A 17,110-nucleotide genomic window follows, 5' to 3' on the forward strand; every position below is an offset into this window, starting at 1 on the left:
GCTTATAGAGAAAGTCTATAAGCCCAAAAAGATGCTGAAGCTGCTAAAAGGTCTTATAGAAAGAATCTATAAGCCCAAAAAGATGCCGAAGCCGCAAAAAGGGCTTATAGACAGAATGTTTAACATGAAAATGAGTTTACAGCCATCAGAATTCAACATGTCCTACTCAAAAAACTGATGCCTTCTTGTCCCAACTACAATAAAGTGATTTTTTAAGATATGTCTGATTGTCTTTCGTGACAGTAAACCATTGGACCAGATATAAATTTCGGTGCTCGTTAACTTCCTCTCCGGAAAAAGTAACTTAATTTCCTCGATACTTCGCATAACTGCGGCTTCAATCCCTTCATGTGTTCCACAGTGGCTGCATACGAATTCCTTTTTTTCAATTATATCTATAAGCTGATGGCATTCTTCACACATAAGCCCTTTCTTCAGTTTTTCATAATCATACTTTGGAGCTCGTTTATAAGGGGAGTCAGTTTGGTGCAATTGTAAAAGCTTCTCTGCAATTTTTCTGTGAAGGTTTGTCAATTTGGAATGTTTCTTGTTTAGATTTTTCATATAACGATTTAATTGGCTTGGAAAAATAATAGGTGCATCCTTAGGGGACTGATATAGAGTGAATTCAGGGTTGTTGAAGACGACGGAGGACTCAATCACAAGGCGAAAGCCTAAGCTTTCAAATAGTTGTCGAAGCAGGGAGATACTCCGTTTTAATTGGAGCAGGGGATCTTTGATTTCACTTCCGTTGATTTTTTTGAGGCGTTCACCTTCGTAGTAGTAGTCACCTTCATAGTACTTAATCTCGAAAACAAGGATTGCATCTTGAATAATGACAAGAGAATCAATCTGGAAGGTGGTGCCTCCTACTTCTAGGAGCAGGTCATTCAGTATCAGATGTTCGATTTCAAGGCTTTCCATCCAAATATCAAACTTGATTTCTCCTTCAAAACCTTTCCTGAGGCTAAAGTGACGTTGTTTCTCTTTCTCAGTGAATTCCATCCGAGGCGCTAGCCAATCTAACATTTTTAACTCATTTGATTTGACTCGTTTTTTTAATATCATACTCCACATCCTTTCTCCTCCATTTTTAAGCAAAAGAGAATAAATAGCCAGTGAACATTTTAAGGCAAAAAAGCTGCCGAAAACTAGGCAGGCTAATCCCAATTATTCTTCCACCACCGGCAGTACAATCGATGACGGATATTTTGAGTTCGTCAAAATTGTTGCAATCCCACCGAGCTGATCGAGCAGCTGCGGTGCTGGTGACATCGAGTGCGGGAAATCGCTTGGACCGATGGCAACGCGGAGTCTGTGACCTTCTTTGATGACGAAGTTGCTAGGGAAGATCTCGACATCCAGCTCCATCACTTCATATGGCTTGACTTCCTGGACCGTGGTCCTCGTAAATGGGTGCCATGGCTGGATGTTCTCTCCATCGAGGAAGCGGCTCTTGCTTTCGTCGACTGCCCGGTGAGAGGCGGCAAGCCAGCCGGCAGTAATTTCGCGGGAAGTCCCGTCTGGTGCGACATCGGTTACTCGCACAGACAATACAAGTTCACGAGCGGTTGTTTTAGCGAAAATCTTAGCGGCAATCGGCCCGGATACGCGAAGATCACCATTCACCGGTGCTGTCGTATAGGTGAGCTCGCCCAATTCTGTCAGGCGATTATCCTTCGAACATGGCAGGGCATCCGGAATTCCGGCCATCCACTGATTCGTGCTGCCTGAGCAGATGCCGTTCAGCGGCTGCTGGAGCATAGTGCGTGACGGCTCTAAAGAGGAAGGAGTCTCCTTCGTCAGCTGCTTACCGCTGCGCAGGTAAAACTTTTCAGCATTCACATTCATATGAGGCCATCCTGGCTGGACCTCGAAACGATCCTCTCCCAGCACATATTGAGTGACATCAGGTATTTTGTTGATGTTCGTGTTTATTCCCATCAAATATTGGTCAAACCATCGTAACGCAAGCTGATCAAGTGCAGGGACATTATCAGCAGGCAAGCCGCTGCCATAGTTTCCGTGCGTCCAGTTGCCCATCAGCAGCTTCGTTTTAACGCCATTCGCCTTTAATTTTTCATAAAGAAGCGGAGTGCCGCGCTGAAAAAGGTCATGAAGTCCGCCGGTGAAAAATGCGGGAACTTCAATTTGATCGGCAACCGCCAGTGGGGAGCGCAGCTGTGCGGCTGGTCCATCATAGGCGAAGTCGCCACCTGTAGTAATCGCAGAGCTCAGAGTGCTGACTGGAAAGCCGAGCAATTGTCCTGTATGGTTTAACAAAACGGTCGTGCCCATGATTGGTTCCGACAGAGTGTAGGAAGGCGGGAGCAGGCCGCTGCCTGTTACAAGTCCGAGCCAGAGCGGGATGAATCCTGTGTTCACCATTCCTCCAGACATGAGAATGTCGCGGTACATATCACCCATCGGCACGATTGGAAAAATGACTTCCAGTCCTTCTGGCTGCTGTGCTGCGGTTAATAGCTGGTTGATGGCCCGGTAGGAGGAGCCGTATAAACCAACCTTGCCATTGCTCCACGGCTGGCTTGCTGCCCATTCGACGAGCTCCTTGCCATCGCGCTGTTCTGCTTCGCCAAATGAATCCCATGCACCCTGTGAGGCGCCTGTCCCGCGGACATCGACTGCAACATGGGCGTAGCCGCGCTTAATAAAGTACTCATTAAGATTTTCAGTGCTTCTTACGTTCTTGTTATACGGTGTTTGTGTAAGGATGACAGGAAACGGTCCCTGGCCATCAGGCAGGTGCACATCGGCTGCTAAAATCACACCATCCCTCATTGTGATGAAAACATCTTTTTCCGTAGTAAAGTTTGAATACTGTTCTGGACGGTCATAGATCGTGTCTTCCCATTCATGACCTGAAGCGGAAGCCTGGTTAGAACCAAGCCCCGAGAACAGGCTGAAGATGAGAAAAAAAGCAAGTGAAATATTGAATGATTTCATCAGCAAGCCTCCTGTAAGGGTTTTTAATTTAATCTTACGAAAATCACCAGGACACTTATATACGATAAATGTCGGGTTCTCAGAATCACAAAATAAAACAGTGTGATCCGCCAGGGAATCACACTGCTGCAAGTCTTATTCGTCGGCTTCTTCGTTCTGTCTGTTCGTCTGGTAAGGAAGGGTATCCCAGAAGCTGGTATCCATTGTTTCAATAGAGTCATCAGCAATCGCTCTTACTGCAGCATCCAAAGTGGTGATGGTCTGCTTGATCAGGTAACCGTTGCTCTTCTGTCCAAGTGCATAGGATTCGATGAAATGGTCGGACATGCCGCGCATTTCGAATAATAAAGTTGAAATGTCATAGCGGACAGCAGCACCGTTACGGCCGATGTTCGCACCTTCACCGCCGCGGTATTTACCGATATGGCCCCATCCCTTTTCCTCAAGCGCATTGTATACAACTGCACCAAGCTTCTTGGAGCCTTCTAGTACCTCTGGCTTCACATCAGGATTCGTTGGGTAAAGAATCGATCCAGAAACCAGTTCACCTTCTGTTTCGCTCAGTGTGCCCTGATGGTGAAGGTCGATCATGTAATCGATATCATATTTAGCAAAAACATTCTCATGAAGCGCGCGTGCTTCTGGTTCCATATCGCTCGTTTCTTTTGCGTGCTCACGGTTCAAATCCACGTAGTTTGCATTATAGCGGGTAAGGTGGCGGTCGCCATCAGCGTGGTAATCTACAAGTGAAAAGTCGACATCGCCCATTGCTCCGTCCGCATTCAGCATCGGAATCACAAGGATGTTCACATTATCGAGGACTCCACTTGTTTTACCAGTGCCTAAGTGCTTGATGAATTCAAGCGCACCTTCAGTTGTCAGCTGTTCGTTTCCATGCTGCTGAGTCAGGAATAATATTGTTGGATTTTCCGGGTTGGAAATATACTTTGCCATGTGAATATCGCGGCCCTTGACGGTCTGGCCGATCACTTCCAGTTCCATTGCCTCCTGTTTGGCATCTTGAGTCTTCAGGTAATCTACTAAGCTTTGATATGTATGCAAAATCGATGTTTGTACGGATCCATTTCCGGCACTCGGTCCATTCCCTACTGCACCCGCAGGAAGGGCCACCGCAGTCACCGCGCCAAGAGCCATCATGCTTGATAAAGAAACGGATAGAACCTTCTTTTTCAAATTCATCGTCATTCCTCCTATAAACTAGATTCATTCTCAATGTTACTGAATTTTTAAAAAAATAATTAATAGAGTATGTTGCCTATTTTTCAGACAAATTTCGAGCTTCGAAATAAGTAAAAATGATAGAGTTTAAAAGTGTGAAAACGGGATTTGATAGGTAAAAAGTAATTAGTTAGGATGATTTTGCAGAAATCGCTGTAATAAGAGTAACTAGGACTGAGTAAGGAGACACAGTGACGGCAGCGTCTTAACTTTCAGATGGGAACGTTCAGCGATTATCGATTACAGCCTTTAGCCGCAAAAAGTAAAATAAAAACAAAAAAAGCGTGCTCAGCTGTGGCACGCTTTTTAGTGGGTTCATTAATTTCTCTCTAGTTCTTCCTCAAAGTAAAATGTGCTTGGGTATTCCTTCACAGTGTATGAATATCTTTTCATGTTTTTCACATATTGGGATTTCATGATTGTCACTGTTTCGCCGGTTTCCTTGATATTGACCGATTGACCTGTTTTATAAATGTTGCTTGCGCTTTTCAATTAGCCACGCCCTTTCATGTTCTTTTAATTATACCACATTTTCTGATTCACTTTTATTAATCCATTATGGTCTTTTGAAGGAATATTTATAAAACCCTGTTTTTGGAAAAAGCCCTTTGTGCTTGCACTAACCTTTCAATTCTGTTATTCTTAAGAAGAATTATTTTTGTTCGGTATGCAAGGAAAGAACATGCACTGCTTGATTCGCCTGGATATCACTGAGACAAGAATAGTAACAAATTGTGTGGATATCACACTAGGAGGCAACAAAAATGGAAAACGGTAAAGTAAAATGGTTTAACGCAGAAAAAGGTTTCGGATTCATCGAACGTGAAGGTGGAGAAGACGTATTTGTACACTTCTCAGCTATCCAAGCGAAGGCTTCAAGACTCTTGAAGAAGGCCAAGAAGTTTCTTTCGACGTTGAGCAAGGTGCTCGTGGACCACAAGCAGCTAACGTTACAAAATTATAATAACGGATTAGCCCATACAAACAAGCTCTGAGTCATCAGAGCTTGTTTTTTTATGTTCATCTAAATTTGAATAATAAAAAACCCCACTCCGATTGAGTGGGGTTTAATGCGGTAAAGCAATGGTTGTTCTTATTATAGCATAAGTTTTACAGACACTGTTAAAAAGTTTTTCGGATTACAAACTTTGTTGGTTACATCCACAACATATCGCCCCATATCGTTCCTCCTAAATACCTGTGATCAGGAAGCTATACTTCCAATACGACAGCAAACCTTTGGAATAGACAAAATTATGCAATTTTATTAAAAATATCTGAATTTTCCATTGAAGTATCCATAAGGTGAGTAGATAATAATTATGTAGGAATATATTCATAATCTGGAGTACCCTGGGGGATAAAATGGTAGAGTTTATAAAAGATTTGATCCTGCATTTTTCAATTATACTATCGCTCAGCTTCATGTATAACTTTCTATGGATGCAGAAGCGGTCGGTATATAAGAAACAAGTCTTTAAAATGGCCATTTTAGCGGCGCTAATGATGACAATGGCATTTCCTGTAAGATTCGATGGCGGCTTGGAATTCGACTTGAAACTGATTCCAGTCTTCATTGCCTTTTTTTATCTGAGCAGGCTGATAGCTTTTTGCTTGTGGCTGTCCTGTTGTTATTGCAGGGCTTCGTGGGGATTGACAAGCTCCCGGTCACGGCCGTCAATTATCTGGTCATATTGATTTTATTTTTTTCGATTGAAAATTATATAAGAATACAACTGTTAACAGGAAAATTGCACTCGGCCTTTTTGTATATGGCCTGATCACAACGACAAGGCTTGCGGCAATGATCAACGCCGGCAAAGCGGAGGATTATCTTTATTTGCTAGTATTTTCCCTTGTCTCTTTCGTTGCGCTATCGGTAACCATTTATATCATTGAAATGACCAACTTGCAGCTGAAGTTGATGCATGAGCTCCACAAAGCTGAGAAGTTTTCAGCAATCAGCCAGCTTGCAGCATCGGTTGCCCACGAAATCCGCAATCCGATGACAACGATCAGAGGCTTCATGCAGGTTCTCCAGGGAGAAAGGAATTTAAATGATAACCAGAATCTCTTCATCACAATATCCCTTCAGGAGCTAGACCGTACCCAGACAATCATTGATAATTTTCTCTCGCTGGCAAAACCAACTACAGGCACCATGGCAAAAATTGATTTGAGCGAACTTTTAAAGGAAACGATTGACTTCATGAGATCCTATTCGCATCTCGCCAATACGGAATTAGTAGAGGCGATTGACAAGAAACTTTGCATCAAAGGTGATGCCCATGAAGTCAGGCAGGTCTTCATCAATATATTGAAAAACGGCATTGAAGCTATGCCATCGGGCGGTAGTATCTACATCATCGCCAAGGTCGACAGGGACAATGTAAGGATTAAGTTCCGCGATGAAGGCGTCGGCATGAATAAAGAACAGCTCGACAGACTCGGTCATCCTTATTATTCTACGAAGGAAAAAGGCACAGGCCTCGGAATGATGATTTCCTTTGATATTATCCAAAGGATGAGAGGCAGAATCAATGTCGAAAGTCAAGAGGGAAAAGGCACGACATTTACGATTCTGCTGCCATGTGAGTAATAGGAGATATAACCGAAATTCGTCGAGTGGCTCTATCGGCCAAACAGAAGACGAAAGTGCGGGAAAGTGTCCGATAGAAGAACCCGCCGTACAAACGGAAGCCTGAAAACGAGATTGTAAATGAAAGAGATAGCAGATAACGGTCTTCTTTTTTATAGATAAAAGAATGATAGCCATTCGCCTCCGAATTTCTGGTTTGGAAGTATTTTTTACTGCGTCGAAATACAACTTTAAGTTATAATAATTTTTAAAAGATTTTTATAATTGTTTTTACGGGAAAGGGGAAGGTCGCCATGGCTGATTTTAATACTTATTTTTTGATGAACGCCGATGAGGTCATTTCATATGTGGAAAAAAAGACCGATTTTTTTGATAAAGATGCTGAATTGAGCTGTGCCGAAATTGGGGATGGCAATTTGAATTATGTTTTCCGGGTGATTGATGAGCAAACGGGAAGTTCATTGATTGTTAAACAGGCTGGTGATACAGCGAGGATTTCCGATGAGTTTAAGCTTTCTACAAACCGGATCAGGATTGAGTCCAATGTACTTAAGCTTGAGGGTGAGCTGGCGCCAGGTTTGGTCCCGGATGTATACCTGTTTGATGATGTGATGAATTGCTGCATGATGGAGGATCTATCTGATCACACAATCCTCCGTACTGCGCTTAATGAAGGCCGTATTTTTCCGAAGCTTGCGGATGACCTGACAACATTCCTGGTCAATACTCTCCTGCTCACTTCTGATGTGGTCATGGAGCATAAAGCGAAGAAGGCACTTGTCCAGGATTATATCAACCCTGAATTGTGCGAAATTTCCGAGGACTTAGTATACTCTGAACCTTTCACGGACCATAACAACCGAAATGACCTGTTCCCAGCTAACAAGGAATGGATAGAAGAAAATATATATGGTGATGACAAATTGCGCTTTGAAGCCGCGAAGCTGAAGTTTGCTTTCATGACCAATGCCCAGGCGCTTGTCCATGGTGATTTGCATTCAGGTTCTGTTTTTGTAAAAGAAGATTCGACAAAAGTGATCGATCCTGAATTCGCGTTTTATGGTCCGATGGGCTATGACGTTGGCAACGTGGTTGCGAACCTGATGTTCGCATGGTCACGCGCATATGTAACAAATGCTGATGAGAAATATGTTTCCTGGCTTGAGGAGATGATCAAAGATACTGTAAATCTTTTTGCGGAAAAATTCCTGGCAAGCTGGAACGAAAATGTCACTGATATCATGGCGAAGGAGCGGGGCTTCGACTGCTGGTATCTGGACTCTGTTCTTCAGGATACCGCCTCGGTAACCGGCATGGAAATGATTCGCCGTATTGCCGGCCTGGCGAAGGTCAAGGATTTGACAACAATTGCGGATGACGAGCAACGCGTTATGGCAGAGAGGATTTGCCTGTCAGCAGCGAAGCAGTTCATCTTGGAATCAGGCAGCTATAAAACGGGCGAACAATTTTTAAAAGTATTAAAGGATTCAGCTTCAAGCCATAATATGCGATAATAGGACGTTCCCTATCTAGATTTTTAGAGAAAGAGAGGCGCATCATATGTTGCTTCTGGAAGAACGGATGAAAGTCGTAGAATACGGCAAGAAAATCATTTCAAGCGGCCTAACTAAGGGGACGGGTGGAAATATCAGCATTTACAATCGAGAGAAGCAGCTGGTTGCCATCAGTCCGAGCGGGATCGATTATTTCGAGACGAAGCCTGAGGATGTTGTGATCATTAATTTGGATGGTGAAATTGTCGATGGCAGCAAGAAGCCGTCGAGCGAGCTTGACATGCATTTGATTTTTTACCAGCGCCGCGACGATCTAAACGCGCTTGTCCACACGCACTCGCCCTATGCAAAAACGATCGCGACACTTGGTTGGGACATTCCGCCGATCACTTATTTGGTGGCGTTTGCCGGTCCGAATGTAAGGTGCGCTCCCTATGCAACATTCGGGACGAAGGAGCTTGCAGAAAAGGCATTTGAAGGCATGGTGGATAGAAGAGCTGTGCTGTTGGCAAATCACGGTATGATTGCCGGAGCCCATAACATCGAAACAGCATTTATGGTCGCTGAGGAAATAGAGTTCAGCGCTCAGATTTACTACCAGGCGAAAGCGATTGGCGAGCTACAGAGCTTACTGAAGAAGAAATGGCTCGCTTGTCAAAGAAATTTGAAAGTTATGGCCAGAGATGACCCTCTATTAGGAGGGTTTTTCTTTTTTTGCGTACTTATATAGTAGATAGTATTAAACCAAACATATAAACCTATCGATTCAACCTTTCAGCTATATTTCATGAAAGTGAATCACAAAATCACTAGATTATGCTATGATTATTAAAAGAAAAAAATGGGCCTAATGGATAGTTTTACTAGAGGGGGACACGCTGGCTATGAGAGCAAGGACAAGGAAGAGTGAACCTTTTTCATTTGATAAACTGAAGGATTTTTTCACTACTGTGATTCTGCATCTTAGTTTTTATGCCTTCATCGTGTTTCTCGTGATTTTTTTCATTGATAATTTTAGTTAAATCCATACATAAAAACACAGCTGCCGTGATTGGCAGCTGTGTTTTGTTTCCTAAGGATTCATCGGGTTGTTATCGTTATTAGGGTCCATAGGGTTATTGTTTCTGTTCTGGTTCTGGTTGTTCAGGTTTGAGCCAGTTCCAGGGTCCTGGTTCGAATTGTTCAGGTTTGGCTGAGTTCCAGGATTTTGGTTTGGAATGTTCAAGTTTGGACCAGTTACAGGATTCTGGTTCAGGTTATTCAAATTTGGTGGTGCAGCAGGGTTCGGATTGACAGGGTTGTTCTTTTTCATTTTCTGCTGTTGAACCGCCGCTTGATCAATGCTGGTTTTTTCGATTTTTTCATTGAATTTGGTCAAGTATTTCGAAGCGAAGTTCTTGCCGCCGAGACCGAATGCCAAGCCGAATGCGAGCGCCAGTCCTCCAAGTGTCAGGATGAACGCTGCGTTCACGATTGCTGGTGCTACTCCAAGCTGGTCAAGGGCCATGAAGACAGCAATTGTGATGATCGCATACTTTGCGACCGTTGCCAGTACATTGGAAGAATCCCCTTGCAGTATGCTGCTGAGTACTTTCTTTGCAAGGCCGCCGAGCCATAGGCCGACACCAAGAATGACTATCGCCGCAATCACATGAGGCAGATAAGCAATCACGCCTCGCGCCAGGTCGACGAAGAAATCAAGATTTACGACGTTTAATGCTTCTGCCACAAATAGCAAGACAACGATGACTTGGACGATATAGCCGACAATTTCCGATAAGCTTAATGAGTTAGGACGTTTGGCAGCGCCGCCTACACTTACTCCTTTAAAATAAGAGTCAAAACCAATTCTTCTTAATAAATCAGTTGTGAATTTCTTCAGCCATTTACCAAGCCACAGTCCGATCATGACAAGAATGATGGCAACGATGATATTTGGAATCATCGTCAGGATGTCGTTCAGCATCGCAATGGCTGGTTCAGATATTCCTTCGACATCAAGGCGCTCAAGAGCAGCGATGACCGTCGGGATCAAAATCAATACGAAAGCAATCGTGCCGATCACTCGTGAAAGGCTTGTGCCTTCGAATAAGCGGGAAAGTCCGAAACGCTGGACTAATTTTTCAGTGCCGATACCTTGTAAGAAGTTCGTCAGGATATCGCGGACGATTTTAGCAACAAAGTACCCGACTAAAAGAATCAGCGCAGCTGCGAATAGTTTAGGAATGAAGGAAAGGATTCCCGCAATCATGTTTTCGAAAGGCTCCGAAACGCCGTGCAGGTTCAATGCGGACAATACAGCCGGCAATGCCATCAGCAAGACAAGATAGAAGACGATGTTAGCAACCTTATCCACTGCATTTGTAGTCTGCTTGTTGTCATCGGCAAGCTTATATTTGCTTAACTTTTCATGGACACCGAGCGTCTTGCCGCCTTTCTGGATCAGGAATTTCAAGCCTGAAGCGATCAGCCAGGCAAATAAGAGAATCAATCCTGCTTTCAAAATGTTAGGAATCGCTGCAGCAATCGTGGAGAACATTCCGATGAGCGGCTCCGTCAAAACATATAAATCCAAGATATTCAGGAACATGATGAAGACGAATACTAGAATTAAAATATAGACAATTTTGCTGATGATTTTCTCAGCTGAGTACTTCTTATTATTGACGTTTGAAAAAAGCTTGTTATCAAGACTTGTTTTCCGAAGTCCCTTGTAAACGGCTTTTTCTATTAACTTTGCGACAAGCCATCCGACAAGCAGGACTGCAAGCGCGATCAGCACATTTGGCAGTTTGCCAAGAATGCTGTCCCATCCATTGTGAAAATTATTATTCAAACTTCTCACTCCTTATTTTAATTGGTCTTTTGAGGCAAGCTGCGGACGCGTATGGATAAGAACAAGAACTACTGCAGCTTCAACCTGTGAAAAAAGTCCTAAGTTAGCTAGCTAGCAAGCATACTTTAATCTACCCAAATATTGTCTATGTAAACAAAGTGGGGAACATCGTCTTATGCGGATGAGGAGTTTAAAAACTATTGATATAAAGAGAAAGTAGAGGAGATGGTTGCTTAGATTTTCAGAGGATCTATAAACAATAAAAACCGGGCAATCAGCCCGGTTTTTCATCGCTGGATAAGATAGTATAAATTCATCCACTTAGATTAGTGTCTAGCTCCAGCGCCTAGCCCCTCGAGACGTTTCGGACCGCCCGATGAAGTCAAAGAGCGACTTCACCGGTAGGCCCTCCAACGCTTGTCGGGGCTGACCAAGCGCTTGCGCTTTTCTTAATTATGCTTTCTTCGATCTTTTTAAATAGGCGTAAATTAGGTATCCGAAAATCACGACGACACCTAAAATGATCGTGAGCATCGCGAAATTTTCTTCGATGAATGGCATTGCTTTATCACCTAGAGCAACGATGATCGCTGCTTCAAGGAAGAAGCGCAGGCCTCGTCCAATGATGGACCAAATGATAAGTGTTGGAATCTTCACATTGGAGATCCCGGAAAAAATCGTGAACACTTTGTATGGGATTGGAGTGAATCCAGCTATTAAAATCGCCATCGCGCCGTACTTTTCGAAGTACCCTTCTACTAGGGCGATTTTTTCTTCTTTTATAAAATAACGCAGGATTGGACGGCCAACTTTTTTACCGATGTACCAGCCCAGCAGTGCTCCGAGCACAGATCCGGCTGTTGTGATGAATGCGTACCACAATGCCCGGTCAGGTCCGCGATTCCCATTGGGATCATCAAGACGTCAGGCGGAATCGGGAAAAAGGAAGATTCCAGGAAAGACACGAAGAATAGTCCCCAGGAACCAAATTCAAGCAGCCATTCTTCAAACGCATGTATCCATTCAGACATGAAACAGTATCTCCTTTAAGTTGTTATAGGAAGGACGCAAAATGAGCCTAGTAAAAAGTATACCATTTTTACTTCCCCCAGAGCCAACTATTTCAGCAATGGGAGAATCTCGCATTCCACGATCTGACTATAAGCGGCCGCAGGTAAAAGAACAGTCAGCGTTTCTTTATTTCTTTGCTAAAAGTGGTACTCTATAAAGGAACTCGATTAAAAGAGGGAGTTGTCTATGGAATACACAATCTATTTGCTGCTCGGCGGCTTGATCAGTGTCCTCTCTGGATTTTTCGGGGTAGGCGGCGGCTTTATCCTGACGCCCATTTTACTGTTGATCGGCTTTTCACCGCTTGAGGCAATCACGACAAGTTTGTTTTTCACAGTGGGTACGTCCATTTCGGGAATTACAGCGCATATTCGCATGAAAAACATCCTCTGGAAGGAGGGCCTGGTCATGGGGTTGAGCGGAATTGCCGCAACGCAGCTGGCAAGGCCGCTTGTTTATGCACTTGAAGCGCGAGGGTGGGATGAAGTCGTCATTCCGTTCCTATATATTGTATTGCTTACTTATTTTGCGATTAAAATGATTCGTCAGGGCAGAAAGAAAGACGACGGGAACCCTGCACCAACTTCTTTTTCGAAAACAAAGCTATTGGCCGTTGGTTTCCTCGGTGGCTTCGTTTCGGCAACACTCGGGGTGGGCGGCGGTTTTATCATCGTTCCGCTTATCATTACAACGCTGGGCTTCGATTCGAGAAAGGCAGTCGGGACAAGCTTATTTACTGTACTGTTGATCGTCTCAATAGGGTTCATCTCCTATGCGATCAATACGGATATCAATTATTTCATAGGTCTGATGCTGATTGCCGGTACGCTATTCGGCTCCCAATTCGGCGCAAGAATGACTGGTTATTTTGAAAACAGGGAAATGAACGGAATGCTGGGCCTGCTTTATCTAGCGACCCTGGCAGGAGCTTTGCTGAAGTTGTTTGACCTGAATAAAATTGGCCTTTGGAACATGGGTGTATTCATCGTTTATTTTTTTGTAAAATCAATTCTTAAAACCAGGGTAATGAAAAAAGGCTGAGCTCAGCCTTTTTTCATTCTTACGATAATCGCTTACTAGCTTCATATATCAAAACTCCTGTCTTTCGAGGCAAACATATATGTTTTATGATGGAACCGGATACCGTAAATCAATCCCATTGCCAGCATATTGCCCATAAGCGAGCTGCCGCCGTAACTGATGAATGGCAGCGGGATGCCGGTAATCGGCAGCAGCTGGATCGTCATCCCGATATTCTGGAAGACGTGGAAGGTGATCATGCTGATGACGCCCGCGCTGATGTAGGTATTGAATGGATCATTTGTATCCAGTGCGGTTTTTGTTAGATGGTAGATTAACAGGAAGTACAGGCCGATGACAAAGCTGCCGCCCACAAAGCCAAATTCCTCGCCGATCACACTGAAAATGAAGTCTGTATGGCTTTCGTATATAGACTTCGCTCCTGTTCAAGCCTTTTCCGGCCAACATTCCGGAACCAATTGCGCTTAAGGATTTTAATAGGTGGTATCCATATTCGGGATAGCTCTCAGGGTCAAGCCACGCATAAATGCGCCCGAACTGATATGTTTTTACACCCAGGTATTCTTTTAGGATTTCCGGCTTCCAAATCACGAGATACAATATGCCTGCTCCTAGTGCCGCACCTCCGCCATAAAGCGGCAAGATGATTTTCCAGGTGACACCTGAAACAAGGATGATTCCGGAGAAAATCGCAAGCACGACGAGAGAGGTTCCCAGGTCAGGCTGCAGCATGATCATTCCAAGTGGCAAGGCGGTGATGAAGCCAAGCTTGATGAAAAGCAGGAAGTCAGATTGAAGTGTCTTTACCGTATGCTTTTTATGGTGGGAATAGATCGTGCTGCTAAGGGCAAGAATCAGAAAGACTTTCATGAATTCTGAAGGCTGGATGGAACCGAATGGCTCGATGAAAAACCAGCTTTTGGCACCATTTATTTCCTCGGCTATGCTGGCAGGAGCGAAAAACAAGAAGATGAGCAGGAAGACTCCGAAGCCGTACAAATACCAGCTGAGCTTGCGGTACTGTTCGCTGTCGAACATCATCACGACGCAATAATCCCCGACCCAACGACGTACCAAAAGATTTGTTTGTATAAAAAGTTCTGTCCAACATATTGTCCTGTTCTCTGGGCGCTGTAAATCGCAAAGCAGCTTGTCAGAAAGAACAGTAATAAAAGGAGCGTCAATGTCCAATCAAACCGGTCAAATTTTTTAATAGGCTTCTCCATTTGCTACACCCTGTCTCAATCCGTTTTCACAATTTTATGCTAGCAGAGTTAAATTATCCTTACAATCCCCGTTCAGGTAACATTTTCCTATGCAAATAATAGACGAATGAAAAGGGAGAATAGTTTCTTCTGTAATAGGGATTCTTTTAACGTGTTAGTACGATAATAATTATGTTTTTGAAGAGTCAGAATAAGATATTTTCATGTGTTTTTGATAAAATGGAAGGAGTGTTATTTGTACGGAGTCAGAGTGTCGCTGGCAATCAAGCAGCTGAGAATTTTCCGGGAGGTTGTGACTTTGAAAAAAAAACATCCTTATAGCAGGGATTTACTATATGTTCATTTGAACGAGCGAGACCAGTACGTGCTCTCGCATGGTATGGAATTCCATGAATTTGCGCGGGTCTTGTCTGATTCGCTTAACCATCTGCTGCTGTTGAAGCATCGCTATGAGGATGGTGAGTTCAATAGACATACATTATTTGAATATGTACCTGAAGACAGCGTCGAGAAACTGGTCGCCGCAAATGTCCATGAATACGGGGATTTTTGCTGGATCGATTTTGAGGAAGTTGAAGCACTAAATGTGCTGACGGCACAGGAGATTGCCGAACTTCTTTATCTAGGCCATATTAAGCACCATTTGAAGCAGCCATTTTATAACCAGCTCGATAATCGCTTTGTTTATCTTTCCCATGAGGATGGCTGGTTCAACAAAATATATTACCGCAACTTCAATGATTTTTACCGTATGCTCGGAACGGTACTTTCTGGCAAGCTAGGGGAAATGAAACCAGAAAAAACACTGCTGGGAATCAGGAAAAAGAAGTCCTATCCAGCTGTCAGCAAGGAGATTCTGAAATCGTTGACGCCTGCATTAAAAGAAGGGGCGGTTTTTTCGCTGAAAAACATCCAGCAAAACCGCAATAGAATTGAAATGCCGTTTTGGATCATCGGAGATTTTGCCAACATGGATGACATGCATGATGAATATAAAGAAGCAAGCCGCAGCAATCCGGATGGCAGGCTTGTCTTTGATAAAAAAGTGAAAGAATGGAGTCTGCTTGCCCAATAAAGCTGTTTGTAAAGATTGTTGTTAAAATCCTAAAGCCGATTTTAACGTGATAAAATTCATTTTGTAAGTCGGTACTAAGTTTGCAAGCTCTTTTCTCATAAAAAGCGTTAATTTTGTAAAGAAACTTAGGTTATACAATCCTATTTTGTAGTCAATAGCAACAAAATTTGAGAAAAGAGCCCCCCAATAAAGTCGAAAAAACAAAATTTTTGGAGCAATTTTTGGCAAAACGTGTATAATTGGATTTAGCGGAAAATTACATATCGAAATGAACAGGTGTCTTTTTAAACAAGACTTAATAGGGAAGTTGGTGAAAATCCAACGCGGTCCCGCCACTGTAAATGGGAGCAAGCTGCAACGGCCACTGTACAAATGTATGGGAAGGCGCAGCGAGCAATGACCATGAGCCAGGAGACCTGCCTGTCCATTGCACCAACAAACCTACGAGGATAGGGAGGTGCCGACAGGCTCTATGTCTTTTATGTTTAAAAAACATTTGCTTACTCGGACATCTCCCCTTCAGGTGGAGATGTTTTTATTTTTCACGAAAAAAATTGGAGGAAGCAAATGAAAAAAATATTATTATTGATGATGCAGCTGCCATGATCCTGGTTGCTGTGGTACTGAAGCACAGCCTGAAAAGAATGAAGCAAACAAACCGCGCAGGAGCAAAAGGCGGGTTTCCCGGTCACTGTAAAAGATGCGATTGGTGAAGAAATTGTCATTGAAGAAAAGCCTGAAAAAATCATTTCCCTGATTCCGAGCAACACGGAGATCGTTTACGCGCTCGACAGCGGTGATGCAATTGTCGGTGTCACGGATTTTGACAATTATCCAGAGGAAGCCATGTCGAAGGAAAAAATCGGCGGCATAGAATTCAATATTGAAAAAATGATTTCACTGAAACCAGACCTTGTACTTGCGCCCGGATCAACTGCGGACACTGTAAAAGAAGGTCTTCAGCAATTGAAGGACGCAGGAATTACTGTTGTTGTTGTAAACGATGCGCAGTCATTTGAAGAGGTGTATCAATCGATTGAGATGATTGGCCAGGCAATTGGCGAGCCGGAAAAGGCGGATGAGCTTGTAGATTCAATGAAAAACAGTTTTGCAGAACTGAAGAAGAAAGCGGAGGCAATTAAACCAGAAGAGCAGAAGTCAGTATTTGTCGAGGTCTCTCCTGCGCCGGAAATCTACACAGCCGGCAAAAATACTTTCATTAATGAAATGCTTGAGTTGATTGGGGCAAAGAATGCAGCTGGAGATATGGATGGCTGGCCGAAGGTTGACCCTGAGGCAATCGTCGAGCGTAATCCCGAGGTTATTGTGACAACCTATGGTTACTACACAGAAAAGCCAATTGAACAGGTTCTTGCCCGATCTGGCTGGAATAATGTAAAAGCAGTCAAGGACCAGCAGGTATTCGATCTTCACTCTGATCTTGTTACCCGCTCAGGCCCAAGGCTGGCTGAAGGGGCAGAGGAGCTTGCAAAAGCCATTTATCCGGACGTTTTTAAATAATAAAGGATTGGCATATATCATTTC

At 43.6% G+C, this 17,110-nt stretch carries 11 protein-coding genes, 4 pseudogenes and 1 riboswitch; of the genes and pseudogenes, 7 read left to right on the forward strand and 8 right to left on the reverse strand.

Translation table 11 applies throughout. The annotated features are described in order from the left end of the window. Nucleotides 1–162: 162 nt before the first annotated feature. The 4 genes from JCM21738_RS09275 to JCM21738_RS24745 form a co-directional block, all read right to left on the reverse strand. Entirely contained in the window at nt 163–1,077 is a 915-nt protein-coding gene (locus JCM21738_RS09275) for a nuclease-related domain-containing protein (protein WP_023626360.1), read from the reverse strand. Between the two features lie 93 nt (nt 1,078–1,170). After that, a complete protein-coding gene (locus tag JCM21738_RS09280) occupies nt 1,171–2,964 on the reverse strand; it encodes a CocE/NonD family hydrolase (RefSeq protein WP_023626359.1) in 1,794 nt (597 codons plus the stop codon). A 135-nt stretch (nt 2,965–3,099) separates the two neighbouring features. Further along, nucleotides 3,100–4,164 carry a M14 family zinc carboxypeptidase gene (locus JCM21738_RS09285; protein WP_023626358.1) on the reverse strand — a complete coding sequence of 355 codons (1,065 nt, stop codon included), beginning with the start codon at nt 4,162–4,164 and terminating at the stop codon, nt 3,100–3,102. A 357-nt stretch (nt 4,165–4,521) separates the two neighbouring features. Further along, nucleotides 4,522–4,695, reverse strand: a complete 174-nt coding sequence (locus tag JCM21738_RS24745; protein ID WP_023626357.1) for a hypothetical protein — start codon at nt 4,693–4,695, stop codon at nt 4,522–4,524. Between the two features lie 272 nt (nt 4,696–4,967). Here JCM21738_RS24745 and JCM21738_RS09290 point away from each other — a divergent pair. The 4 genes and pseudogenes from JCM21738_RS09290 to JCM21738_RS09305 all read left to right on the forward strand — a co-directional run bounded on the left by JCM21738_RS09290 (nt 4,968) and on the right by JCM21738_RS09305 (nt 9,003). Beyond that, nucleotides 4,968–5,167: pseudogene (locus JCM21738_RS09290) on the forward strand (cold-shock protein). An 840-nt stretch (nt 5,168–6,007) separates the two neighbouring features. After that, nucleotides 6,008–6,802: an ATP-binding protein gene (locus JCM21738_RS09295; protein WP_052019640.1), complete on the forward strand. Its 795-nt coding sequence runs from the start codon at nt 6,008–6,010 to the stop codon at nt 6,800–6,802. 293 nt (nt 6,803–7,095) lie between these two features. Continuing rightward, nucleotides 7,096–8,316 (forward strand): S-methyl-5-thioribose kinase, encoded by a 1,221-nt coding sequence (gene mtnK, locus JCM21738_RS09300; RefSeq protein WP_023626354.1) that lies wholly within the window; start codon nt 7,096–7,098, stop codon nt 8,314–8,316. Between the two features lie 46 nt (nt 8,317–8,362). Beyond that, nucleotides 8,363–9,003, forward strand: a pseudogene (locus JCM21738_RS09305) (L-fuculose-phosphate aldolase). Between the two features lie 385 nt (nt 9,004–9,388). On the opposite strand, the gene JCM21738_RS09310 reads toward JCM21738_RS09305, so the two are convergent. From JCM21738_RS09310 to JCM21738_RS27285, 3 genes are all read right to left on the reverse strand, one after another. After that, complete coding sequence (locus JCM21738_RS09310) at nt 9,389–11,152, reverse strand: mechanosensitive ion channel (protein WP_023626351.1); 1,764 nt, start codon at nt 11,150–11,152, stop codon at nt 9,389–9,391. 453 nt (nt 11,153–11,605) lie between these two features. Further along, nucleotides 11,606–12,001, reverse strand: coding sequence for a YqaA family protein (locus JCM21738_RS09315; protein ID WP_369385696.1), 396 nt, complete (start codon nt 11,999–12,001; stop codon nt 11,606–11,608). Further along, nucleotides 11,932–12,183 (reverse strand): hypothetical protein, encoded by a 252-nt coding sequence (locus JCM21738_RS27285; protein ID WP_369385697.1) that lies wholly within the window; start codon nt 12,181–12,183, stop codon nt 11,932–11,934. Before JCM21738_RS27285 ends, JCM21738_RS09315 begins: the two co-directional genes overlap by 70 nt. 226 nt (nt 12,184–12,409) lie before the next feature. Between JCM21738_RS27285 and JCM21738_RS09320 the strand changes: the two genes are divergently transcribed. Beyond that, nucleotides 12,410–13,264 (forward strand): sulfite exporter TauE/SafE family protein, encoded by an 855-nt coding sequence (locus JCM21738_RS09320; protein ID WP_023626349.1) that lies wholly within the window; start codon nt 12,410–12,412, stop codon nt 13,262–13,264. Nucleotides 13,265–13,305: 41 nt separating this feature from the next. Here JCM21738_RS09320 and JCM21738_RS09325 read toward each other — a convergent pair. Next, a pseudogene (locus JCM21738_RS09325) lies at nt 13,306–14,490 on the reverse strand (FtsW/RodA/SpoVE family cell cycle protein). Between the two features lie 235 nt (nt 14,491–14,725). Here JCM21738_RS09325 and JCM21738_RS09330 point away from each other — a divergent pair. Further along, nucleotides 14,726–15,565 (forward strand): hypothetical protein, encoded by an 840-nt coding sequence (locus tag JCM21738_RS09330; RefSeq protein ID WP_023626347.1) that lies wholly within the window; start codon nt 14,726–14,728, stop codon nt 15,563–15,565. Nucleotides 15,566–15,822: 257 nt separating this feature from the next. Continuing rightward, nucleotides 15,823–16,003, forward strand: a riboswitch (cobalamin riboswitch). Nucleotides 16,004–16,175: 172 nt separating this feature from the next. Beyond that, a pseudogene (locus JCM21738_RS09335) lies at nt 16,176–17,086 on the forward strand (ABC transporter substrate-binding protein); the annotation flags it as partial. Nucleotides 17,087–17,110 lie beyond the last annotated feature (24 nt).

Origin of the sequence: Mesobacillus boroniphilus JCM 21738 (genome assembly GCF_000517385.1) — a bacterium.
In the GTDB taxonomy this organism is placed as follows: Bacteria; Bacillota; Bacilli; order Bacillales; family Cytobacillaceae; genus Mesobacillus; species Mesobacillus boroniphilus.